Below are 22,689 nucleotides of genomic sequence, written 5' to 3' on the forward strand. Positions count from 1 at the left end.
AGGTTTTAGCACTACTTCTCGTGAGCACACTTGCAGCCTTTGCTGGAGCATTCTTCGCCATGTTCATGGTGCTTGGCGCAGGCCTCGCAGCAATAGTGTTTACCGTGGCGCGCTATCGGATGCTCGCCCAGCTTGCACGAGCATTTTGGACAATCGCAGATACTGTCACTGCTGATCATGAGTCAGACTCCATTGATGTGGTCGTCGAGGTGCCGCACACGCGGCCCGTCTTACCAGTGTAGGAGTTTGTGTCAGGCCTGCCGGGTGCTGCTGCGATACATGAACACCAGCGCCAGCCCCAGGCACACCATTGCCACGATCCGGCTGTTCGACAAATCGATGGCCGGATTACCCAGCCAGCCGAAATTGTCGATCAGCATGCCCATGCCCAGTTGCCCGACAATCACCGCCACGGTCGCCACCGCCGTGCCGACCTTGGGCACCGCGCCGACCATGACCATCATGTACACCACGCCGAACAGCGCGCCACTGAGCTGCCATTTCGGCACGTCCAGCAAGCTCACGGCCTGCGCCGGCTCGAAAAACAGGATCAGCAGCCCGGTGATCACCGCGCCCACCACGAAGGTCAGCAAACTGCTGCGCAGCACACCCACCGTTTCGCCCAGACGGCCATTGATCGCCGCCTGCACACTCAACACCGCACCCGCCGCGACGATCACGGCCAACAAAATAATCAGATTCATCATTAACCCCGAGCGATCAGAACAAGTGCCACGACAATCAGCAGCAACGCCAGCCAGCGTTCACCGTTGACCTTTTTGCGGCTCGCGCCGAACCAGCCGAAGTGATCGATCAGTACGCTTTTGCCGACCTGCCCGCAGAGAATCGCGATCATGGTCATCGCAATGCCGATGTGCGGCGTGGCCAGAGTCAGCACCACCACATAAATCGGCCCGAGAAAACCGCCGATCAACTGCCAGCGTGGCAAGGTGTTCAACGCCGGGCCTTGTTGCGGGCCGCTGAACAACAGCAGCAAAAACAGAATCGCCGAGCCGACCCCGAAGATGCTCAACGTCGCCCATAAATGCCCGACCCGAACCCCGAGCGGTCCGAGCAAGCCGGCCTCCACGGAAAGGCCCATGCCCGCGAGGATCACCAACGGCAACAGCAATAGCCGCAGCCCTGGTTTGGTCGCGGGTGTGACCGCGGTGTCGATTGAAGACGCTTGCATAAAGGAAACCTGCCTGTAGAAACAATGGCCGGCATTATCCGGTGGCAGAGCTTTGCGATAAATGGGAGCATCCTGACAACACTTTTGCGTAATCCGCACAGCAGGATGAACCATGCACGGTCTCAACGAACTCGGATTCAAGGCACTTCGCCTGTTTGTCGCCGTGCTCGACCACGGCAGTTTTTCCGAAGTGGCGCGGCGCGAGGGCTTGGCGCCCTCTTCGATTTCCCGGCAGATCCAATTGATGGAACAAGCCCTTAACCAACAATTGCTCTACCGCCATACCCGCGCCGTCACGCCCACCGAAGCCGGGCGCATGCTCGGTCATCATGCGCGGCTGGTGCTGGTGCAACTGGAAGAAGCCGAGCAAGCCTTGCAGGAACAGCAAAGCGAACCCAGCGGACTGGTGCGCATCAACGCCCCGGTGGTGTTCGGCCAACGGCACCTGACGCCGTGGCTGGGGCAATTGTGCGAGCGCTATCCGAAGCTGCAACTGGATATCCAGCAAACCGACCATTACATCGACCCACTGCAGGAAGGCGCCGACCTGCTGTTTCGCATCGGCCCGCTGCACGACTCCAGCATGCAGGCACGGATCCTCGCGCCGCACCGTTTTCAAGTCGCCGCCAGCCCGGCCTACCTCGAACGCCACGGCACGCCGCAACGCCCTGAAGACCTCGCGGCGCATCAATGCCTGGCCTACAAAGGCGCGACCGGCCTGCAACGCTGGTTTTTCCGCAAGGATCAGCAGGACTGGACGCCCTACTCGGTCAAAGGGCCGATCACCGGCAACCACGCCGACACCCTGGTGCAAGCAGCGGAGCAAGGGTTGGGGTTGGTGATGTTTCCGTCGTGGCTGATTGGCGAGGCAGTGCGCGAAGGCACGCTGGTGCCGGTGCTGGGGGACTTTCAGGTATCCAACAGCCTGGAGCCGCAGCAGATTGCAGTGCTGTGGCCGGGCAGCAGACGGCTGTCGGTGAAGGTGCGGACGGTGATTGATTTCTTTGTTGAATGCTTTGGGGCGGTGCCGTACTGGGACAGACCGTAGCATCAACACAAGCTGTAGCAGCCGAACGCACGCTGCGCCAGCTGCTACAGGGAATGCGTAACGGCTTAGATACGGAACTGGCCAACCAGTTTGCCGAGGCGCTGGCCCAGGTCCGCCAGGCTGCGCGACGTCTGTGCGCCGAGTTGGGTTTCGTCGGCCACATTGTCCACGGCCACCGCAATCTGATGCACGCTGCGGTTGATCTCTTCGGCCACCGCCGTCTGCTCTTCCGCAGCGCTGGCGATCTGCGCGTTCATAGAGTTGATGGTGCCGATCAACTGCGCCATGGTGTCCAGCGAGGCGCCCGCCTCGTTGGCCTGGGCGGACGTGCCGTCACCGGCTTCGCTGGAACGGCGCATGGCTTCCACCGCTGATTGAGTCCCGGCCTGCAAGCGGTCAATCATGCTTTGGATTTCCTGGGTGCTGATCTGCGTGCGACTGGCCAGCGCCCGCACTTCATCGGCCACCACCGCAAAGCCACGACCTGCTTCACCGGCGCGCGCCGCTTCAATCGCAGCGTTGAGCGCCAACAGGTTGGTCTGATCGGCAATCGAACGGATCACGCCGAGGACGCTGACAATCGACGATACGTCTTTTTGCAGGCTGTCCAGGGACACGCCGCTGCTGCGGATGTCGTCCACCAGTGCATGAATCTTGACGATGCTGCCCGCGACCACACGCTTGGCCGCCTGACCTTCTTCGTCGGTCTGCTGCGCCGCCACTGCCGCGTTTTGCGCACTTTTCGCCACTTCTTGCGCTGCCGCCGACATTTCGTTGATCGCCGTGGCAACCTGATCGGTTTCGTGACGCTGACGCTCCATGGCCTGGTCCGAGCGCTGGGCCTGATCGGACACCTGATTCACCAGCCCGGTCAGTTGCGTGGTCATTTCGGTGATCTGGCGCACCAGGCTGTGGATCTTGTCGACAAAGCGGTTGAACGAGCCGGCCAGTTCACCGAGTTCGTCCTGGCTGGTGATGGTCAGGCGACGGGTCAGATCACCCTCGCCTGCCGCGATGTCATCGAGGTTGGCTTTCATCATGTTCAGCGGGCGCAGGATGGTGTTGGCCAGTAACAGGCCGACGGCCGCGATCACCAACAGCACCACCACGGCAATCCCGACGATGCTCAGCAGCACGCCTTCCATGCGCTCCTGAACCTTGGCTTCCACCAACGCGACTTGCGCCTCGATGCCGTCGAGGTTGACCGACGTACCCACCGCCATGTCCCACTTCGACAGGTATTCGGTATAGCCCAGTTTAGGCACCAGCACTTGGGTGTTGCCGGGCAGCGGCGAGCTGTATTGCAGGTAGTGAGTCCCGTCCTTGGCGACTTTCACCAGGTCGCGGTTGACGTAGACACCGTTCGGATCGCGGTTGTCCTTGAAGCTCTGGCCCACGCCTTCGGGGCTGTTGGCCTTGAACAGGCGAACCGTATTGGAGTCGTAGCCGAAGAAGTAGCCTTCCTTGCCATAGGTGATACTCGACAGCAACTTGATCACCTGCGCCCGCGCCGCATCATCGCCGGGGGCGGCGGCGTCGTAGAGCGGTTTGATGGTGGTAATGGCCACGGCCACGTAGCTTTGCAGAGTGGCCTTGGCGTCGTTGAGCAGGCGCTGGCGCGTTTCCTCGACTTCCTTGTGCGCCTGTTCCTGAAGCACGAACAGCGTGGTCAGGCTGATAACCAGGGCAAAGAGCAACACCGGGAGAACGGCAAGGGACAGGACTTTAGCCTTCAGGCTCATGCGCATGACGGTTCACTCTTTTGGTTTTGTTGGCGTGGTTAAAAGCTTTAACGGCACGCCGGGCCAAAAGTTGAGCTACCGGGGCAATGAGGTCCCTTGTAGGAGTGAGCCTGTTCGCGATGACGGCAGCACATCCAACATCTATGTGACAGACATACCGCGATCGCGAGCAGGCTCACTCCTACAGTTGATCGGTGGTGTTTACAAAACCATCGCCGCCACCCAACCAAACGCCAGCAACGGCAAGTTGTAATGCAGGAACGTCGGGACCACGGTGTCCCAGATGTGGTGGTGCTGGCCGTCGATGTTCAAGCCCGAGGTCGGGCCCAGCGTCGAGTCCGAGGCAGGCGAGCCGGCATCCCCCAAGGCGCCGGCCGTGCCGACGATGCAGACAATGGCCAGCGGGCTGAACCCCAGCTGCACGCACAGCGGCACGAAAATCGCCGCCAGGATCGGCACGGTGGAGAACGACGAACCGATGCCCATGGTCACCAGCAAGCCCACCAGCAACATCAGCAGCGCGCCGATGCCCTTGCTGTGGTTGATCCACGAGGCCGAAGATTCCACCAGCGTCTGTACCTGGCCGGTGGCTTTCATCACTTCGGCAAAGCCTGACGCGGCGATCATGATGAAGCCGATCATCGCCATCATCTTCATGCCTTCGGTGAACAGGTCGTCGGTTTCACGCCATTTCACAATGCCCGACACCGAGAAAATCAGGAACCCGGCCAAGGCGCCGATGATCATCGAGTCCAGCAGCAACTGAATAATGAAGGCGGCCACGATGGCCACGCCGGCCACCATCAGGCTCAGCGGGTTGTACTGCACCGCGACCTGTTCGACCTGCTCGATTTTTTCCAGGTCGTAGACACGTTTCTTGCGGTAGCTGAAAAACGCCACCGCCAGGCCGAACACCATGCCCAGCGCCGGGATGCCCATGGCGTGGGTGACGTTGATGCCGCTGATGTCCACACCGCTACGAGCGACGTTGGCCAGCAGAATCTCGTTGAGAAAGATGTTGCCGAACCCCACCGGCAGGAACATGTACGGGGTGATCAAACCGAAGGTCATGACGCAGGCAATCAACCGGCGATCCAGTTGCAGCTTGGTCAGCACGTATAAAAGCGGCGGCACCAGCAGCGGGATAAAGGCGATATGTATCGGCAGAATGTTCTGCGAAGCGATGGCCACCACCCACAGCAAACCGATCAGCAGCCACTTGACCTGACCGCCGCCGCTGGCGTGCTGCCGATCGACCATCGCCAGGGCCTTGTCCGCCAGGGCATGGGCCATGCCGGACTTGGCAATCGCCACGGCGAACGCGCCGAGCAAGGCATAGGACAACGCCACCGTCGCCCCGCCGCCGAGGCCGCTGTTGAAGGCTTTGAGCGTGGCGTCGATGCCCAGGCCACCGGTCAGGCCACCCACCAGCGCACCGACAATCAGCGCGATCACTACGTGCACACGGGACAGGCTGAGGATCAGCATGATGCCGACCGCGGCGATTACAGCATTAATCATCGTTACCTCAAGGCAAGCGAAATGAGCTCAGCCGGCAGTCTGCGAAGAGCCGCCAGCGGATTAAGTAATGGGTTTTATTAGAGGGCGCGCACTGTGCCGCAGCATCCATTGCTTGTCAAAGCGAACGCTATCCCTCTACACATTTTGTTTCGTGTCTTATTTGAGCGCATGGATAAAGAAAGCCGGATCACGGCCGCTACAGTGCAAAGTCTCAGATATTTATCGAATAAAGGACGTCTCCATGTCACTCAGACAACTTTCCATCCAATGGAAAATCACCCTGCTGGCCGGGCTTTGCCTGGCTGGCATCGTGACCCTGCTGGTGGGTCTTTCGCTGTACCGCATGGAGCACAGCTCCGAGATGGTGAAAGCCTCAAGCATGGAGATGCTCACCGAAGCCGCCCAGGCGCGGATCGAATCCCAAGGCGAAAACCAGGCCCTGCTGATTCGCCAGCAGTTCATGGACGCCTATCAATATGGCCACGGCTTCTCGCGTCAGGTGCTGTTCCTGCGCGATCAGGCGGAAAAGCGCTTTCTCGACGCCTTCGACCTGCGCGAAGACCTGACCCGCCAGGTCAAGTCGGCGCTGCAAGCCAACCCGGAGCTGCTCGGCCTGTCGCTGGTGTTCGAAGCCAATGCGCTGGACGGCAAGGACGAACTGTTCACCGGCCAGGCGGAACTGGGCAGCAACGACAAGGGCCGTTTCGCCCTGTACTGGTCGCAGCCGACACCGGGCAAGGTCACCTCCATGGCGCTGCCGGAAAGTGACATGGCCGACACCAGCACCGGCCCCAGCGGCGAACCGGCCAACGCCTGGTTCACCTGCCCGCGCACTTCGCTCAAACCGTGCGTGATTGAACCGTACTTCTACGTGATCGACGGCCAGAACGTGCTGATGACCAGCATCGTGTTCCCGCTGACGGTCAACGGCAAAGTGATCGCCTCGCTGTCGGTGGACATCAACCTCAACAGCCTGCAAGCCATGAGTCAGGGCGCGAGCAAGAAGCTCTATGACGGCCAGACCAATGTCAGCATCCTCAGCCCGGTCGGTTTGCTCGCCGGCCACAGCGCCGACGCCAGCAAACTCAGCCAGCGCCTGGACACCGTGGACAAGGCCAACGGTGCCGAGCTGATCCGCATGCTCGCCAGCAGCAGTAAAACCGAAAGCCTGCACAACGATCACCAGTTGAAAGTGCTGGCGCCGTTCCAGCCGATTCCTGGGGGTAAGTCCTGGGGCGTGTTGCTCGACGTGCCGGAAAAAGTCCTGGTTGGCCCGGCCGAGGTATTGAAAAACCAACTCGACGACAGCAACACCGCTGGCACCCTGATCGAGCTCAGCCTCGGCGGGCTGGCCGCGTTGATCGGCCTGTTGCTGGTGTGGCTGATGGCCCGCAGCGTGACCAAACCGATTCTCGGCGTGGCGCACATGCTGGAAGACATCGCCAGCGGCGAAGGTGACCTGACCCGGCGCCTGGCCTATGACAAAAAGGACGAACTGGGGCAGTTGGCCGGCTGGTTCAACCGTTTCCTCGACAAGCTGCAACCGATCATCGCCGAGGTCAAACGCTCGGTGCAGGACGCGCGCAGCACGGCGGACCAGTCGTCCGCCATCGCCACCCAGACCAGCGCCGGAATGGAACAGCAATACCGTCAGGTCGATCAGGTCGCCACCGCGTCCCACGAAATGAGCGCCACCGCCCAGGACGTTGCCCGCAGCGCCGCCCAAGCCGCGCAGGCAGCCAAGGACGCGGATCAGGCGACGCGCCGCGGTTTGAGCGTGATCGACCAGACCACCACCAGCATCGACCACCTCGCCGCCGACATGAGCGCGGCCATGGTGCAAGTCGAAGGGCTGGCGGCGAACAGCGAGAAGATCGGTTCGGTGCTGGAAGTGATTCGCGCGATTGCCGAGCAAACCAACCTGTTGGCCCTCAACGCCGCCATCGAAGCCGCCCGTGCCGGTGAAGCCGGACGCGGTTTTGCCGTGGTCGCCGATGAAGTGCGCAACCTGGCGCGCCGCACTCAGGAGTCGGTCGAGGAAACCCGCCTGGTGATCGAGCAATTGCAGAGCGGCACCCAGGACGTGGTTGGTTCGATGAACAACAGCCATCGTCAGGCTCAGGGCAGTGTCGAGCAGGTCAGCCAGGCCGTGACTGCATTGCGTCAGATCGGCGATGCGGTGACGGTGATCAGCGATATGAACCTGCAGATTGCTTCAGCGGCGGAAGAACAGAGTGCCGTGGCGGAGGAGATCAACAACAACGTGGCAACGATTCGCGACGTGACGGAATCGCTGTCGGGGCAGGCCAATGAGTCGGCGCGGGTGAGTCAGTCGCTGAACAGCCTGGCGAATCAGCAGCAGAGCTTGATGGATCAGTTCCGCGTCTGACCCGGTTACTGCGTCTGCCGAAGATCAAAATGTGGGAGCGAGCCTGCTCGCTCCCACAGGGGATCTTTGGTGGGCTTTGGATTGGCCTTAGCGCTTGGGGAGTTCGATCACGACCTTCAACCCGCCCCACTCGCTCTCGTCCAGCTGCAGCACCCCGCCCCACATGTCGACAATGTCGCGCACAATCCCCAGCCCCAACCCGTGCCCATCCGTCTGTTCATCCAGCCGCGTACCGCGACTGAACACTTGCGCCCGCTGGTCCTCGGGGATCCCCGGCCCATCATCTTCCACGCTCAACTCAAACCCACCTGCCGCTTCGATCACACTCAAGCGAACCTCGGCATCCGCCCATTTACAGGCGTTATCGAGCAAGTTTCCGAGCAGCTCGAGCAAATCCTCACGGTCCCAGGGCAGCTGCATCCCGGCCGGTGCGCGGTAGCGGAGCGCCAGGTGCTCGCCATGAATCATGTTCAGCGTCGCCAATAGCCCCGGCAGTTCTTCATCACAATCAAACAACGCCCCCGGCAGCGCGTCGCCGGACAACCGGGCGCGGTTGAGTTCGCGGTTGAGGCGTTGCTGGACCTGTTCCAGTTGTGCCTTGAGGATCTTGCGCAATTCCGGATGAGCGTCGAGTCTTTCGCTGGACGCCAGGCTCAACAGCACCGCCAACGGAGTTTTCAAGGCGTGACCGAGGTTGCCCAAGGCATTGCGCGAACGCTTGAGGCTGTCTTCGGTGTGCGCGAGCAGATGGTTGATCTGCGCCACCAGCGGCTCAAGTTCCACCGGGACCTGATCATCCAGTTGCGAACGCTGGCCTTGTTGCAACTGGGCGATCTGTTCGCGGGCCTTTTCCAGCGGGCGCAAGGCGCGGCGTACGGTGATGCGTTGCAACAGCAAAATCAGCAACAATCCGGCCAGCCCCAATCCCAAGCCCACTTGCTGCATGCGCTTGAAGCTCTCGCGCACCGGGGTGTAATCCTGCGCGACGCTGATGGAGATCGACTGCCCCAGGCGTCGATAGTCGGAACGCAACACCAGCAACTGCTGCCCTTCCGGCCCCAATTGCAGGTTGCTGTGCAGGCCCGGATGCTCCAGCCGTGGCAGCTCCTGATCCCACAGTGAACGGGAGCGCCAGTGGTTATCGTCGAAGTCGATGCGGAAATAATGGCCGGAGAACGGACGTTGATAGGCCGGTGACAGGTGCCGCTCATCCAGTTGCAAGCCTTGCGGGCCACGGACCAGCGCCACCAGCAGGTTTTCGCTGTCGTCGCGCAGCCCGGCTTCGAGGTAGCGCTGCAAACCCATTTCGAACAGCCATAGGCTGGTTTGCGCCAGCACCAGGCCGACGACGACCATGACGCTGATCAGTCCCAGGCTCAAGCGGCGCTGGATCGACCTCACTGAGCAGTCCCGCCGAACAGGTAACCCTGACCGCGACGGGTTTCGATCACGCTGCGGCCGAGTTTGCGGCGCAGGTGGTTGACGTGAACTTCCAGCACGTTGGAATCGCGCTCGGTTTCACCGTCGTAGAGGTGTTCGGCGAGGTGGCTTTTGGAAAGGATCTGTTCGGGATGCAGCATGAAATAACGCAGCAGGCGAAACTCGGCGGCGGTCAGCTGAATGTCGGCGCCATCGCGGGTCACGCACTGACGACCTTCGTCGAGGTGCAGCCCGGCAGCCTTGAGCGTCGGTTGATTGGCCTGGCCGTGGGAGCGGCGCAGCAACCCCTGAACTCGCAGGTGCAACTCTTCCGGGTGGAAAGGCTTGGTCAGGTAATCGTCGGCACCGGCCTTGAGCCCTTCGATGCGCTCGGCCCAGGAGTCGCGAGCGGTGAGGATCAGCACCGGCGTTGACAAACTGCCATCGCGCCATTGCTTCAGCACCTCAAGCCCCGACAAACCTGGCAGGCCGAGGTCGAGGATGATCAAGTCATACGGTTCGCTGCTGCCTTGATAGACCGCATCGCGACCGTCGGCCAGCCAGTCCACCGCATACCCCTGGCGATTGAGGCCGGCCATCAGTTCGTCGGCCAGCGGCACGTGGTCTTCCACCAGCAGCAATCGCATCGATCAGTCTTCCTTGTCTTTGAGTAAATGGCCGCTGGCGGCCTCGATGTCCAGCTCGCGGACCACGCCCTCGGCGGTCAGCAACTCGACTTCATAAATGTAGACGTCGTGCTTTTCTTCTAGCTCGGCTTCCAGCAGTTTGGAACCGGGATAGCGATCCAGCGCCTGCTGCAGCAGTTGTTCCAGCGGCAGGATCACCCCTTGCTGGCGCAGGCGCAGGGCTTCGTCCTGGTCGAGGTCGCGGGCCAAAACCGCCGAGCAAAACGCCAGAAGCACCAGCGCCATGCGTGAAAATGAACGCACCTTCATTACGTATCCTGATGATCCTTGAGAACCTGGCCGCTGACGGCGTCTAATTCCAGGTCCCACTCGATGCCCTGTGGGTCGCGCAGCTCAACCTGATAGATGTACTTGCCATACTCTTCTTCCAGTTCGGTCTGGATCACCGTCGAACCGGGGTGTTCGGTCAGAGCCGTAGCGTTGAGCTTCTCGAAAGACACAATGGTACCAGCGTCGCGCAGCCTCAGGGCCTCGTCGGGACCGAGGTCGCGGGCGTGGGCGAGGCTGGCGGTCATGGCAATGATCGAGGCGGCGGACAGGGCAGTCAGGATTTTCATGGGTGTCTCCGTATTTTTATGCGTTGCCTACGAAGGGCACCTTAGCGAGCTGAACTTAATTGAAACTGAATTGCCATCATGAAAGATGGCAACACGACATTGCAGGCTCACTCCTGCAATGACCGTGTTGCCTGTTTATAATCTTGCGCTTGCCAACCATCGAGACCGGTATGACCGCCATCCACATCAAGTTCCCCTCCCTGACCTTCAAGGCCGGCCCGCGTGCGTTGGCGCGCATCCGTAAAGACGGCTTGAGCGCCGCCGACGTCGGCACGCTGCCCGGTGCCGCCGGCGGCCCTAAGGCGTTGGGGATTCAAGGTCTGGACCTGGCGTTGTTTGGCGAATGGTTACCGGGCGCCCCCCGCGAACGCTCGCTGATTGGCGCCTCGGTCGGTTCCTGGCGCTTCGCCAGTGCCTGCCTGCCGGACGCCGCCGAAGGCATCCGGCGCCTCGGGCATTTGTACACCGAGCAGAACTTCGCCAAGGGCGTGACCATGGCGCAGATCAGCCAGAGCTCGCAGCGCATGCTCGATGAATTGCTCGACGGCCGCGACGCCTCGATCCTGAACAACGCCAATTACCGGCTGAACATCATGGTGGTCAAAAGCCACGGTAACCTGGCCGACGATCATCGCGGCCGGTTGGGGCTGGCGCTGGGATCAGTGATCGCCGACAACCTGCGCGGTCGCGCGCGACTGTCGCGGCATTTCGAACGGCTGATCATCCACGACCCGCGGCTGGCCCCGCCGGTCAATGCGCTGAATGACTTCCCCTCACGCTTTGTTGCGCTGAACGCCGACAACCTGCGCCAGGCGCTACTGGCGTCGGGTTCAATCCCGATGGTGATGGAAGGCGTGCGCGACTTGCCCGGTGCCGGCGCGGGGACATTCCGCGATGGCGGCCTGCTCGACTATCACCTCGACCTGCCCTACAGCGGCAACGACATCGTGCTCTATCCGCATTTCACCGACCGGGTGATTCCCGGGTGGTTCGACAAGACCTTGCCATGGCGCCGCGCCTGTCCCGAACGCTTGCAGGATGTTCTGCTGCTGGCGCCGTCAAAAGAGTATCTGGCGCGCCTGCCCTACGGAAAACTGCCGGACCGTAACGATTTCAAGCGTTTCATGGGCGATGCGATGGCGCGGCAGAAATACTGGCGCGCTACCATGGATGAAAGCCGTCGCCTGGGTGATGAGTTCCTCGAACTGGCCGCCAATGGTCGCCTCGGCGAGCGCTTGCTGACCCTTTAGTCAGTGTTTCGCCCGCAGCTCTGGTAAACTCGCCGCCTGCCCACATCGCCGCGGCGATCGCCACCTGACAGAGCTGAAATCACTGTGGAAATCTTCAAAGAGTTTACGTTCGAATCCGCCCACCGCCTGCCCCACGTACCGGAAGGCCACAAATGCGGCCGCCTGCACGGTCACTCGTTCAAAGTGGCGATCCACTTGAGCGGCGACCTTGACCCGCACACCGGCTGGATCCGTGACTTCTCGGAAATCAAGGCGATCTTCAAGCCGCTCTACGAGCGCCTGGACCACAACTACCTGAACGACATTCCCGGCCTGGAAAACCCGACCAGCGAAGTGCTGGCCAAATTCATCTGGAATGAATTGAAGCCCCTGTTGCCGGAACTCAGCGCGATCCGCATCCACGAGACGTGCACCAGCGGCTGCATCTATCACGGCGAGTAATATCACTCCTACAAAGGAAAACTGCGTTTCGTCAGTGAATGATCAAGCCACCTTCAGCGGTGGCTTTTTTATGCCTATGCTTTTTGCCTCGCCCAAGAGGACATGCGCATGGCTGACTGGCTGCTGGACCGTCAATACCGCTTCAACGGGCACCGGATTCACTACGCCGTGCACGGCGACGGCCCGCCGCTGGTGTTCGTGCATGGCACGCCCTTCTCTTCTTATGTGTGGCATCGCATTGCCCCGCACTTCATTGCCTCCCACCGGGTGTACTACTTCGACCTGTTGGGCTATGGCCAATCCGAAAAGATCGACGGAGACGTGTCGCTGGGCGTGCAGAACGAGTTGCTGGCGCGCTTGCTCGATCACTGGGCCATCGAGCAGCCCGACGTGGTGGCCCACGATTTCGGCGGTGCCACCGCGCTGCGCACGCACTTGATGAACGGCAAGGATTACCGCAGCCTGACCTTGATCGATCCCGTGGCACTGACCCCGTGGGGCTCACCGTTCGTGCAGCATGTGCGCCAGCATGAAGCGGCGTTCAGTGGCGTACCCGATTACATTCAACAAGCCATCGTCCCTGCCTACATTCGCGGGGCGATCAGACGCGACATCCCCGAAGCAGAACTCGCGCCCTACGTGCGGCCGTGGCTGGGGGAGCCGGGGCAAGCGGCGTTCTACCGGCAGATTGCGCAGATGGATGAGCGCTATACCCGCGAGGCTCAAGGTTTGTACCCGAGCATTCGGTGCCCGGTGCAGATTCTGTGGGGCGAGGACGACCAGTGGATCCCCATCGAACGCGGCCGGGCGCTGCATCAGCTGATACCCGGGTCGCAGTTTCATCCGATTCCCAATGCCGGGCATCTGGTGCAGGAAGATGCGCCCGAGGCCATCGTCGCGGCGTTGCTGCGATTCCTGCCCCTGACTCAATGACCCCACTCCTACAAGGGCAGTGTTGTGTTTCGTCACGCGGCACTGGCAAGGATCGCCACTGCCGCGCTAATTTAGAGTCATCAACCCAAAGGACTCGCCTCATGCACATCATCAACGCCCGCCTGCGCAACCAAGAAGGCCTGCATGAGTTGCACCTGGAAAACGGCCTGATCCGCACCATCGCCCGACAGACCGAAGCCCCGACCCTGGGTCCCGACGATCTGGACGCCGGTGGCAACCTGGTGGTGCCGCCCTTCGTCGAACCGCACATTCACCTCGACGCCACCCTGACCGCCGGCGAGCCGCGCTGGAACATGAGCGGCACGCTGTTCGAAGGGATCGAGTGCTGGGGCGAGCGCAAGGTCACGATCACCGAGGAAGACACCAGAACACGCGCCAGGAAAACCATCCAGACCCTCGCCGCCCACGGCATCCAGCATGTGCGCACCCACGTCGACGTCACCGACCCGCAGCTGACCGCGCTCAAGGCGATGCTCGAGGTGCGCGAGGAAAGCCGCCACCTGATCGACCTGCAAATCGTCGCGTTCCCGCAGGAAGGTATCGAGTCGTACCGCAATGGCCGCGAGTTGATGGAGGAAGCCATCCGTATGGGCGCCGATGTGGTCGGCGGCATTCCGCATTTCGAGTACACCCGTGATCAAGGCGTCAGTTCAGTGAAATTCCTGATGGACCTGGCCGAGCGCACCGGTTGCCTGGTGGACGTGCATTGCGACGAAACCGACGACCCGCATTCACGCTTCCTCGAAGTATTGGCCGAAGAGGCGCGCAGCCGCGGCATGGGTTCGCGGGTCACCGCCAGCCACACCACGGCGATGGGTTCTTACGACAACGCCTACTGCGCCAAACTGTTCCGCTTGCTCGGGCATTCGGGGATCAGTTTTGTCTCCTGCCCCACGGAAAGCATTCACCTGCAAGGACGCTTCGACAATTTCCCGAAACGCCGTGGCGTGACCCGTGTCAACGAGTTGCTTGAAGCCGGGATGAACGTGTGTTTCGGCCAGGACTCGATCGTGGACCCGTGGTATCCACTGGGCAACGGCAACATCCTGCGAGTGCTCGAAGCCGGGCTGCACATTTGCCACATGCTCGGGTATCGCAATCTGCAAAGTGCGCTGGACCTGGTGACGGACAACAGTGCCAAGGCGATGAACCTCGGTGAACGTTATGGACTGGAAGCGGGACGGCCGGCGAACTTGCTGGTGTTGTCGGCGGACAGTGATTACGAGGTGATTCGCAGCCAGGGTTTGCCGCTGTATTCGGTGCGCGAGGGCAAATTGCTGATGAAGCGGACGATGCCGGTGGTGGAGTTCAGTGGTCTGAGTTGAAAACTGCGTCGACTTTGATGGCCTCATCGCGGGAGCCACGCTCCCACAGTGGAATGCATTCCAAATGTGGGAGCGTGGCTCCCGCGATAGCTTTCTTGAGTTCACCGCTTCAACCGAGCCGTACCAAACAACCTGACCCGACTCAACGCCCCCGCCACTTCCTCCAGCAAAATCGGCGCCGTACCGCCCGGCATCACCACGTTGACCTCCCCCGCCGAAACCCAACCGACCCGCCACGCCGCACACGCCACCGCACTCGCGCTGGTGCCCGAAGACGCCGTCGGCCCCTCCCCGCGCTCAAACACCCGCGCGACGACCCGGCCTTCGGATTCAAGCATCGCCCACTGCACATTCACCCCCGCCGGGCACGGCTCACCGGCCCCGACCGGCATGGCGTAAGCAATCCGCAGCAACCCTTCAGCCAAGGGTGATTCGCGCATCTGCGCATTGCTCGGCAACGCAGCAGCGTCCGCCACCAACGTCACGCAATGCGGATTGCCGACGCGCACAAACTGGCTGCGGTTCCAGGCAGGGTCCAGCGCCGACAATGGTGCGACATGGCTGATGTCCCGACCGTTCAACAGCCCATCCTCAACCCCCTGCGCGCCCACGGCTTGCGGCCCGAACGTCGGCTTTCCCAGGTCCAGCCAAAACCCTTGCACGCCATCGACTTCCGCCGGTTTCACGGATGTCTCCCCCGGCGAAACCGTGTCCGTCTTGTCGTGATGCACCCGCAGCAGACACGCCCCCTCCTCCGGCATCAGGCCCTGCTCCCTGAGCGACTGGGAGAAAATCGTCAGCCCATTGCCACTGCGTTCGGCCAGGGTGCCGTCGGTATTGACGATCAGCAGGTCATAGGGCGGCGCCGATTGAAACGGCCCGACCAGCAAACCGTCGCTGCGATGGTCCTTGCTGCCGGGGGGCTGAGTGCCGGGGGTCCAGCCACAAAATGCCTTGATGGCCGCAACCGACCACTGCTCGCGGGTTTGCGCGGCAAGGTCAGCCCGTTGAGGCAGATCGATCCCGCTATCGCGCACAGCCTCGGGCGCCACGACGATATAAATATTGCCCCGTGCATCGTAAATCCGCGTCATGTCGCCTCCGGTCTGAACAATCAATTGGTCGACGATATCGCGAAACCGCGACAGCCTGTGCAAGGATGTGAACCTGCCTCACCGCGAATTGCTGCGGACACTGATAGAACCCGCGGGATCAGTCAGTGTCCTTTGGGGACGCGACGTTTTTTGCCTAGGATTGATATGACCAGCCTCAAGACCCCAACCTCATTTGTTCCCGGCCGTCTGGAGCAGATGTCCACCCGCATCGCCTTCTTCATCGCCGGTCTCGGCATCGCCGCCTGGGCGCCGCTGGTGCCGTACGCCAAGGCGAGGGCCGGGCTGGATGAAGGCACGCTCGGTCTGCTGCTGTTGTGCCTCGGGGTCGGGTCGATTCTGGCCATGCCGATGGCCGGGTTGCTGGCGTCACGCTTCGGCTGCCGGCGCGTGGCGGCGGGCGGGACGTTGCTGATCTGCGCGGCCTTGCCGTTGCTGGCAACGGTGTCGTCAATGCCGGCGTTGATCGCCACGTTGTTCATGTTTGGCGCCGGGCTGGGCACGGTGGATTCGACGGTGAACCTGCAAGCGGTGATCGTCGAACGGGCCAGCGGCAAGAACATGATGTCGGGGTTTCACGGGATGTTCAGCCTCGGCGGGATCGTCGGCGCCGCAGGGGTCAGCGGCTTGCTCGGCCTCGGGATTTCACCGCTGGGCGCGATGTTGGTGGTGATTGCAGTGCTGCTGCTGGCCCTGCTGAAAGCGGCGCCGCACCTGTTGCCTTACGGCAGCGAAAGCACCGGCCCGGCGTTTGCGGTGCCCCACGGCATCGTGCTGTTTATTGGCGGAATGTGCTTCATTGTATTCCTCGCCGAAGGCGCGGCGCTCGACTGGAGTGCGGTGTTTTTGACGCAGGAGCGCGGGATTGACACGGCGTATGCGGGGCTGGGGTATGCGGCGTTTGCATTGACCATGACGGCCGGGCGCTTGACCGGCGACCGGATTGTCCGACGTCTGGGTTCCACGCGGGTGATGGTGTTCGGTGGTCTGACGGCCGCAGCGGGCCTGGCATTGGCTACCTTCGTACCGGCCTGGGAGATGGCGCTGGTGGGGTATGCGTTGTTGGGTGCGGGGTGTTCCAACATTGTGCCGGTGCTGTACACCGCTGTCGGCAAACAGACCGTCATGCCCGAACACATCGCCGTGCCGGCCATTACCACGTTGGGTTATGCGGGGATCCTCGCCGGTCCGGCGTTAATCGGGTTTATCGCCCATGGCAGCAGTTTGAGTTTTGCCTTTGGGTTGATGGCGCTGCTGCTGGTGGCGGTGGCCATTGGAGGCAAAGTGCTGAGGGCCTGAATTGTGACGAGGGGGCTTGCCCCCTCGCCACAGTAGGCCCCTCGCCACAGGTTTGTTTTTAGAACCCCACACTGGCCTGCACAAAGAACGTGCGCGGCGCCCCCACATACATCCCCGAGTTGTTGTCGCTGGATCGGGTGAAATACTGTTTGTCGAAGATGTTCTTCACCCCGGCGCCCAGCTTCAGATTCGACAATTGCGAACCAAAGTCATAGCCACCGCGCGCGTTCCAGGTCACGTAACCTGGAATGTCGCCGTACTGACCGTCCGCCGAACCTTCGGTGATGTAGTTGCCGTTGAAGCTGCCATCGGCGTTCACACCGGTGCCCGGCGAACGTTGCTTGGACTGGGCAAACGCATCGAGGTTGTAGGTCCAGCGATTGATGTCGTAACGCAACCCGGCGGTGGCCACCTGACGCGAGTAGAACGGCAGGTCACGGCCCTTGAAGCCGGGAATCTCACCCTCATAAGTCGCGCGAGTATAGGTAAAACCGGCGTTGGCGGTCAGGCCATCGAGCATCGGGTTCAGCGCGGCCAAGTCGTAATGCACCGACGCTTCCAGCCCCTGGTGCTTGGTCGCGCCGAGGTTGGTCCAGCCTACGTCATTGCTGATGTATTGCAGTTCGTCATCGAAGTCGATGTAGAACAGCGTCATTTCCCCGCCCCATGCGCCATCGTTGTAACGCGTGCCGACCTCGTAGGTCTTGGCTTTTTCCGGCTCCAGGCCATTGGCGGTGTTGTCGCCGATGCCGCCTTGGCCGAGCTGGAAATACTGCAGGCTGCCAAACGAAGTTTCGTAGTTGGCGAACAGCTTCCACTCTTCGGATACGTGATACATCACACTCAGCGCCGGCAGCGGCTCGTTGCTTTCAATGCTGCGGTTTTTCTCCGGTACACGCTTGCCGGCGGTGTCGAGCACCGCACGGTCGTGCCAGTCAGTGCTGATGTGTTCGAAGCGGATCCCCGGGGTCACGGTCCAGTTGCCGACGTCGATTTTGTTGTCGATGTACACCGAGTTGGCTTCAGTGCCGCCAGTCCGGTCCTGGAACACATGGCCGTCAGAGGCCGGCGTCAGCACCGGCTGATTGTTCACCAGCGCAACACGGCTCGATTCTTCGTGCATCGCTTCTTTGAGGTAGCGATAACCGACGCTGACTTCCTGTGTGGTCGGCCCTACATCAAACAGGTGCGACACCCGTGGCTCGATGCCGAAGGTGTAGTAAGTGCGCGGGTACGAGCTAAGGGTTTTCTGGTCACGGGCGGCGATGTTGCTGCCGCGAAAACTGTCGGTGTAGTACGTCAGCACCTCGGCCTGGGTGCGGTCGTCAATCTGCCGCGCCCACTTGAACGACACGTCCTTGCGGCGGCCGCTGAAGTTGTCGTAGTCGCGCACGGACTGGAACGGGTCGGCGTCGTATTGCGCCTGCGTCAGGCCGCCGGGCATGTCGGCACTGGCGTCGTAGTAGTGAAAGTTGAGGCTGAAATCGTCGACATCAGTCGGCGCCCAATGGGTCTTGAGGATCACGTCGTCGATGTCGTTGCCGTTGTTGCTTTCGCGGTAACCGTTGCCGTTGACGCCGGAATACAACAGCGCCATGCCGATGCCGTTGTCCGCCGTGCCGCCGACAAACGCGGTGTCGATGTGTTTCCAGCCACCGTGCTGCGAAGTTTCAAGGGTGGTGCCGATTTCACCGGTGGCTTTTTCCGGGATAGCGCGCGTCACGAAGTTGATCACGCCACCGACGTTTTGCGGCCCGTAACGCACGGAACCGGCGCCACGCACCACGTCGATGCTGTCGAGGTTGCCCGAGGAAATCGGCGCCATCGACAATTGCGGCTGGCCGTACGGCGCAAACGCGGCCGGCACGCCGTCGATCAACACGGTGGAGCGCGGCGACAGGCGCGAAGTCAGGCCGCGCACGCCGACGTTCAGGGAAATATCGCTGCCGCCGGTGCCGTTGGCGTCCTGCACTTGCACGCCCGGCACACGCTTGAGCACATCACCGACGTTCATCGCGCCCTGCTCGATCATCGCTTCGCGACGAATCACCGTTCGCGCACCGGGATGGTTCTGCACCACGGCGGCGTCGGCATCACCGAGCCAATTGCCGACCACGTTGATGTCAGTCATGCCCAGTTCAAGCGGGCCGTTGGCGGCGGCAGTGGCTGCAGGCGTCAGGGTCACCGAGCCTTCATTGATCTGGTAGTCCAGACCGCTGCCTTGCAGCAACTGGCGCAAAGCCTGTTCCGGCGAGATGTCGCCGTCGACGGCCGGAGCCTGTTTGCCAGCGACCAGATCAGGACTGAAAAAAACCTGCAACGAAGACTGCTGGCCCAACTCACTCAAGGCCTCGCCCAATGGCTGCGCCGGAATATGAATGCCACCGGCGGCGAACGCCTGAGGCAGCGCAGCGTTGACCGCCAAGGCGAGCGCCAGCGGCAACCAATGGGATTTTTTGTTTTTGGCAGAGGTGTTATTCACGTCGAACAATGTCCTGTGGATCGCAAACAAATGCGTTTGTTAATGCAAACCAGTTGCAGTTGGACAAGAAGACGATGAACGCGAAAAAAACCTGAATTTATTTTGAGATTATTTCCTGACTGCCGTCGTCGAGGGTGCGCACAGCCACCGGCAGGATGCTCGGCAGGGCCTTGAGCAGTGCGTCAGTGTTGTCGGATTTGAACACGCTGGTCAGGCGCAGATTGCCGACTTTTTCGCTGCCCACGGTGAGCGGCTTCTGGCGATAACGCGACACTTGCGCCGCCACCTCGCTGAGGCTGGCGTTGTTGAACACCAGTTTGCCGCTGCGCCACGCGGTCAGTTCTGCCGGGTTGACGGCGTAGGCTGTCGCGACAGTCCCTTGGGCATCAATGCGCGTGCCGAGGCCGGCGGTCAGGTTGACGAAATCGGCGCCCTGCCCCTGAACCTTGACCGTGCCCTGCTCCACCACGACCCGGGTTTCGCTGAGATCGCGGCGCACATCGAAACGCGTGCCGGTGACCGTCACCTGGCCGTTGCCAGCATCAACCACAAACGGCCGACGGGTGTCGTGCTCGACGCTGAACATCGCTTCGCCTTCAATCAGCTCGATGCCGCGCCGGTCTTTTTCAAAGCGCACCTGAATGCGGCTTCGGCTGTTCATATCAATCACCGAACCGTCGGGCAACGCCACATGACGACGCTCGCCTAACCCAGTGGAATACTGCGCCGTATAAGACGCCGGGTGATGCAAACCGCTGAACAAGCCCAGGCCCAGCGCCACAGCCACCACACTCGCGGCCACCGCGTAACGCATCCACGACTGACGTGCGCGTCGCGCCGGCGGGTTTTCGCATAAAGCTTGCAAGCGTGCAGCCGGCACCAGGTCAGCCGCCGCCCACAAGCCTTGAAGGACTTCGAATTCTTCTCGATGTTGAGGGTGTTCGCCGAGCCACGCCTCGAAGCGCCGGTATTCGACGACATCCACCGCCGGTTCCTGCATCCGCACAAACCAGCGCGCCGCGTCGTCCCGAACGGTTGCATGCCCGCACGCGCAATCACGAGTATCCATCATGGAAGGTCCTGTTGGCCTGGGGATGAGAAGGCGCTGCCGATCATGGTTGCAACCCGTCGAGGCGGTCGCGCAGGTGCCGCAACGTGCGGATCATATACTTCTCCACCATGTTCTTGGACAGGCCCAGGCGTTCGGCGATTTCAGCCTGGGTCAGGCCTTCGATCTTCTGCCACACAAACACCTTGCGGCAATTGAGCGGCAGCTCGGCGAGCGCCCGTTCGATCGAATCAGCCAACTGGATCGCCTGCATGTACTGCTCCGGGTCGCCGGTCGACGATACGCTGAGATCATTCGCCTGCGACTCCATGGCGCCACGCCGATCCTCCCGTCGATAACCGTCCACCGCGATGTTGCGCGCAGTCTGGTGCAAATAGGCCCGAGGTTGCTCCACCGCCGCCGAATTCGACTCAAGCACCCGCACGAAGGTGTCGTGGGCCAGATCCTCGGCCTGCTGACGATTTCTCAGGCGACGGGTCCAGGTGCCAACCAACTCTTCGTAATGCTCGAAAAAGCCGTGTCTGCGGGGCAGCTTGGGGGTCATTGCGGTGTGCTGTGGGGATGGGGCGTGAATAGTAATGCTTCCTATTAACCGGAAGCAATGGATTCCACGTCGCCAGTGGCGCTGTTAGGCAGTCAAGCCAACGGCCCCCGTTGCAGGGGCCGTCTTCAATCATTCAATCAGTGCGCAATACACACCGATTTCAACTCGGTATACGCCTCAATCACCGCACGCCCGAACTCACGGCCCATGCCCGATTGCTTGACCCCGCCAAACGGCATCGCCGGGTCCAGCAGCACGTGCGCGTTAACCCACACCGTACCGGCCTCAATACGCGGCACCAGGTTCATCGCCTTGCCGAGGTCGTTGGTCCACAGGCTCGCGGCCAGGCCATAGCGGTTGTCGTTGGCCAGCGCGATCACCGCGTCTTCATCATCGAATGGCATCACGCCCAGCACCGGGCCGAACACTTCTTCACGGGCCACGGCCATGCTGTGGTCGATGTCGGCCAGAATGGTCGGCTGCACGTAGAAGCCCTCGCCTTCCACTAACTCACCGCCCGACACCACGCGCGCACCTTCGCGGCGGGCCAGTTCGATGTGATTGAGCACGCTTTGTTGCTGTTTGCGCGACACCAGGGGGTTGATCGCGGCATTGCAGTTCATGCCCGCGCCGATCGGCATGGCGCAGACCGCTGCGGCAAGTGCTTCGACAAATTGATCGTGGATCGAGCGGTGCACATAGAAACGCGAAGCCGCCGCACACACCTGGCCATTGTTCAGCAGGCCACCGAGGATCGCGCCTTGCACGGCTTTTTCGATGTCGGCATCGGCCAACACGATCATCGGGTTTTTGCCGCCCAGTTCCAGCGAGAAGCGCGTCATGTTTTCCATGCACGCCACGCCAACGCTTTTGCCGACGGCGGTGGAGCCGGTGAACGACACTTTGCTCACCAGCGGATGCGCGGTCAGCACGCCGCCGACCGAGGCGCCGCCACCGGTGACGACGTTGAACACGCCGGCCGGAATGCCGGCCTCCAGCGCCAGCTCAGCGAGGCGCATGGCGGTCAGCGGGGTTTCCATGGCCGGCTTGATGATCACGGTGCAACCGGTGGCCAGCGCCGGCATCAGTTTCCAGGCAGCGATCAGCAGCGGGAAGTTCCACGGCACGATCCCGACCACCACGCCGACAGGCTCACGCTTGGTGAACGCGGTGAACTTGGCGCCCGGCGGCAACGGGATCGACACGTCGAAGGTCTGGCCTTCGATCTTGGTCGCCCAGCCGGACATGTAGCGCATGAATTCCACGGTGGCGTTCAAGTCTAGGGCGCGGGCCATGTTGATCGACTTGCCCTGGCTCAGGGTTTCGAGCTGAGCCAGTTCTTCGGCGTGGGCTTCAACCAGTGTGGTGAAATTCAGCAGGATGCGTTCGCGATCGGCCGGCCGCAGGCCCGACCACACGCCGGATTTGAACGCTTTATGGGACGACTGCACGGCCTGCTCAACCACGTCCAGCGGCGCGTCCAGGGTTTCGCACAGGGTTTGCCCGGTGGCCGGGTTGACCACGGCAATGGTCGGGCCATCGGCCAATACCCATTGGCCATCGATAAAGCAGCCATGGCGGCGGTCAAGGAAGGCAGCAACCTGCGGCAGAATTTCAACGTTGCTCATAATTCACCTG

General features: G+C 61.6%; 21 protein-coding genes and 2 pseudogenes. 8 read left to right on the forward strand and 15 right to left on the reverse strand.

The genetic code is table 11. From position 1 onward, the window contains the following. Positions 1 to 11 precede the first annotated feature (11 nt). From J2X66_RS25230 to J2X66_RS25240, 3 genes are all read right to left on the reverse strand, one after another. A complete protein-coding gene (locus tag J2X66_RS25230; RefSeq protein ID WP_081744005.1) occupies positions 12 to 179 on the reverse strand; it encodes a metallothionein in 168 nt (55 codons plus the stop codon). Positions 180 to 251: 72 nt separating this feature from the next. Continuing rightward, entirely contained in the window at positions 252 to 707 is a 456-nt protein-coding gene (locus tag J2X66_RS25235) for a DMT family transporter (protein ID WP_310270041.1), read from the reverse strand. Beyond that, positions 707 to 1,192, reverse strand: coding sequence for a DMT family transporter (locus tag J2X66_RS25240; protein ID WP_310270044.1), 486 nt, complete (start codon positions 1,190 to 1,192; stop codon positions 707 to 709). The genes J2X66_RS25235 and J2X66_RS25240 overlap by 1 nt, the downstream gene beginning before the upstream one ends. 112 nt (positions 1,193 to 1,304) lie before the next feature. On the opposite strand from J2X66_RS25240, the gene J2X66_RS25245 reads away from it, so the two are divergent. After that, positions 1,305 to 2,240: a LysR family transcriptional regulator gene (locus J2X66_RS25245; protein ID WP_310270048.1), complete on the forward strand. Its 936-nt coding sequence runs from the start codon at positions 1,305 to 1,307 to the stop codon at positions 2,238 to 2,240. Positions 2,241 to 2,305: 65 nt separating this feature from the next. Here J2X66_RS25245 and J2X66_RS30330 read toward each other — a convergent pair whose 3' ends face one another. The 3 genes and pseudogenes from J2X66_RS30330 to J2X66_RS25255 form a co-directional block, all read right to left on the reverse strand. Beyond that, complete coding sequence (locus J2X66_RS30330) at positions 2,306 to 3,127, reverse strand: methyl-accepting chemotaxis protein (RefSeq protein ID WP_371258961.1); 822 nt, start codon at positions 3,125 to 3,127, stop codon at positions 2,306 to 2,308. Between the two features lie 84 nt (positions 3,128 to 3,211). After that, positions 3,212 to 3,988, reverse strand: a pseudogene (locus tag J2X66_RS30335) (cache domain-containing protein); the annotation flags it as partial. 195 nt (positions 3,989 to 4,183) lie between these two features. Continuing rightward, the gene (locus J2X66_RS25255; RefSeq protein ID WP_310270276.1) at positions 4,184 to 5,500 is read right to left on the reverse strand and encodes a Na+/H+ antiporter NhaC family protein; all 1,317 of its coding nucleotides are present in this window, start codon (positions 5,498 to 5,500) and stop codon (positions 4,184 to 4,186) included. A 1,387-nt stretch (positions 5,501 to 6,887) separates the two neighbouring features. Here J2X66_RS25255 and J2X66_RS30340 point away from each other — a divergent pair. Together J2X66_RS30340 and J2X66_RS30345 are read left to right on the forward strand one after the other, a co-directional pair. Beyond that, positions 6,888 to 7,034: pseudogene (locus J2X66_RS30340) on the forward strand (HAMP domain-containing protein); the annotation flags it as partial. A gap of 102 nt (positions 7,035 to 7,136) precedes the next feature. Then, positions 7,137 to 7,892, forward strand: coding sequence for a methyl-accepting chemotaxis protein (locus tag J2X66_RS30345; RefSeq protein ID WP_405046806.1), 756 nt, complete (start codon positions 7,137 to 7,139; stop codon positions 7,890 to 7,892). Between the two features lie 87 nt (positions 7,893 to 7,979). Here the strand turns inward: J2X66_RS30345 and J2X66_RS25265 are convergent, their stop codons facing one another. The 4 genes from J2X66_RS25265 to J2X66_RS25280 are packed head-to-tail and all read right to left on the reverse strand — an operon-like array spanning position 7,980 to position 10,575. Beyond that, entirely contained in the window at positions 7,980 to 9,293 is a 1,314-nt protein-coding gene (locus J2X66_RS25265) for an ATP-binding protein (protein WP_310270061.1), read from the reverse strand. Continuing rightward, positions 9,290 to 9,958: a response regulator transcription factor gene (locus J2X66_RS25270; protein ID WP_310270064.1), complete on the reverse strand. Its 669-nt coding sequence runs from the start codon at positions 9,956 to 9,958 to the stop codon at positions 9,290 to 9,292. The genes J2X66_RS25265 and J2X66_RS25270 overlap by 4 nt, the downstream gene beginning before the upstream one ends. A 3-nt stretch (positions 9,959 to 9,961) precedes the next feature. After that, positions 9,962 to 10,267: a PepSY domain-containing protein gene (locus J2X66_RS25275; RefSeq protein WP_310270066.1), complete on the reverse strand. Its 306-nt coding sequence runs from the start codon at positions 10,265 to 10,267 to the stop codon at positions 9,962 to 9,964. Continuing rightward, positions 10,267 to 10,575 carry a PepSY domain-containing protein gene (locus tag J2X66_RS25280; RefSeq protein WP_310270069.1) on the reverse strand — a complete coding sequence of 103 codons (309 nt, stop codon included), beginning with the start codon at positions 10,573 to 10,575 and terminating at the stop codon, positions 10,267 to 10,269. Before J2X66_RS25280 ends, J2X66_RS25275 begins: the two co-directional genes overlap by 1 nt. Before the next feature lie 170 nt (positions 10,576 to 10,745). Between J2X66_RS25280 and J2X66_RS25285 the strand changes: the two genes are divergently transcribed. From J2X66_RS25285 to codA, 4 genes are all read left to right on the forward strand, one after another. Then, positions 10,746 to 11,825: a patatin-like phospholipase family protein gene (locus tag J2X66_RS25285; protein WP_310270072.1), complete on the forward strand. Its 1,080-nt coding sequence runs from the start codon at positions 10,746 to 10,748 to the stop codon at positions 11,823 to 11,825. Positions 11,826 to 11,909: 84 nt separating this feature from the next. Continuing rightward, the gene (gene queD, locus J2X66_RS25290) at positions 11,910 to 12,266 is read left to right on the forward strand and encodes a 6-carboxytetrahydropterin synthase QueD (protein ID WP_081744008.1); all 357 of its coding nucleotides are present in this window, start codon (positions 11,910 to 11,912) and stop codon (positions 12,264 to 12,266) included. 108 nt (positions 12,267 to 12,374) lie between these two features. Then, positions 12,375 to 13,199 (forward strand): alpha/beta hydrolase, encoded by an 825-nt coding sequence (locus tag J2X66_RS25295; RefSeq protein WP_310270079.1) that lies wholly within the window; start codon positions 12,375 to 12,377, stop codon positions 13,197 to 13,199. A gap of 101 nt (positions 13,200 to 13,300) precedes the next feature. Beyond that, positions 13,301 to 14,545 (forward strand): cytosine deaminase, encoded by a 1,245-nt coding sequence (gene codA, locus J2X66_RS25300; RefSeq protein WP_310270082.1) that lies wholly within the window; start codon positions 13,301 to 13,303, stop codon positions 14,543 to 14,545. A 101-nt stretch (positions 14,546 to 14,646) separates the two neighbouring features. Here the strand turns inward: codA and J2X66_RS25305 are convergent, their stop codons facing one another. Beyond that, positions 14,647 to 15,639, reverse strand: a complete 993-nt coding sequence (locus J2X66_RS25305; RefSeq protein ID WP_310270085.1) for a diaminopimelate epimerase — start codon at positions 15,637 to 15,639, stop codon at positions 14,647 to 14,649. Between the two features lie 165 nt (positions 15,640 to 15,804). Between J2X66_RS25305 and J2X66_RS25310 the strand changes: the two genes are divergently transcribed. Further along, positions 15,805 to 16,956, forward strand: a complete 1,152-nt coding sequence (locus J2X66_RS25310; protein ID WP_310270087.1) for an MFS transporter — start codon at positions 15,805 to 15,807, stop codon at positions 16,954 to 16,956. Between the two features lie 58 nt (positions 16,957 to 17,014). Here the strand turns inward: J2X66_RS25310 and J2X66_RS25315 are convergent, their stop codons facing one another. The 4 genes from J2X66_RS25315 to J2X66_RS25330 all read right to left on the reverse strand — a co-directional run bounded on the left by J2X66_RS25315 (position 17,015) and on the right by J2X66_RS25330 (position 22,679). Further along, complete coding sequence (locus J2X66_RS25315; RefSeq protein WP_310270090.1) at positions 17,015 to 19,438, reverse strand: TonB-dependent siderophore receptor; 2,424 nt, start codon at positions 19,436 to 19,438, stop codon at positions 17,015 to 17,017. Between the two features lie 97 nt (positions 19,439 to 19,535). Continuing rightward, positions 19,536 to 20,510 carry a FecR family protein gene (locus J2X66_RS25320; RefSeq protein ID WP_310270093.1) on the reverse strand — a complete coding sequence of 325 codons (975 nt, stop codon included), beginning with the start codon at positions 20,508 to 20,510 and terminating at the stop codon, positions 19,536 to 19,538. Positions 20,511 to 20,550: 40 nt separating this feature from the next. Continuing rightward, positions 20,551 to 21,051 carry a sigma-70 family RNA polymerase sigma factor gene (locus J2X66_RS25325; RefSeq protein WP_310270095.1) on the reverse strand — a complete coding sequence of 167 codons (501 nt, stop codon included), beginning with the start codon at positions 21,049 to 21,051 and terminating at the stop codon, positions 20,551 to 20,553. A 137-nt stretch (positions 21,052 to 21,188) separates the two neighbouring features. After that, positions 21,189 to 22,679 (reverse strand): aldehyde dehydrogenase family protein, encoded by a 1,491-nt coding sequence (locus tag J2X66_RS25330; protein ID WP_310270098.1) that lies wholly within the window; start codon positions 22,677 to 22,679, stop codon positions 21,189 to 21,191. Positions 22,680 to 22,689 lie beyond the last annotated feature (10 nt).

Source organism: Pseudomonas sp. 3296 (assembly GCF_031456615.1).
Lineage (GTDB): Bacteria > Pseudomonadota > Gammaproteobacteria > Pseudomonadales > Pseudomonadaceae > Aquipseudomonas > Aquipseudomonas mucoides.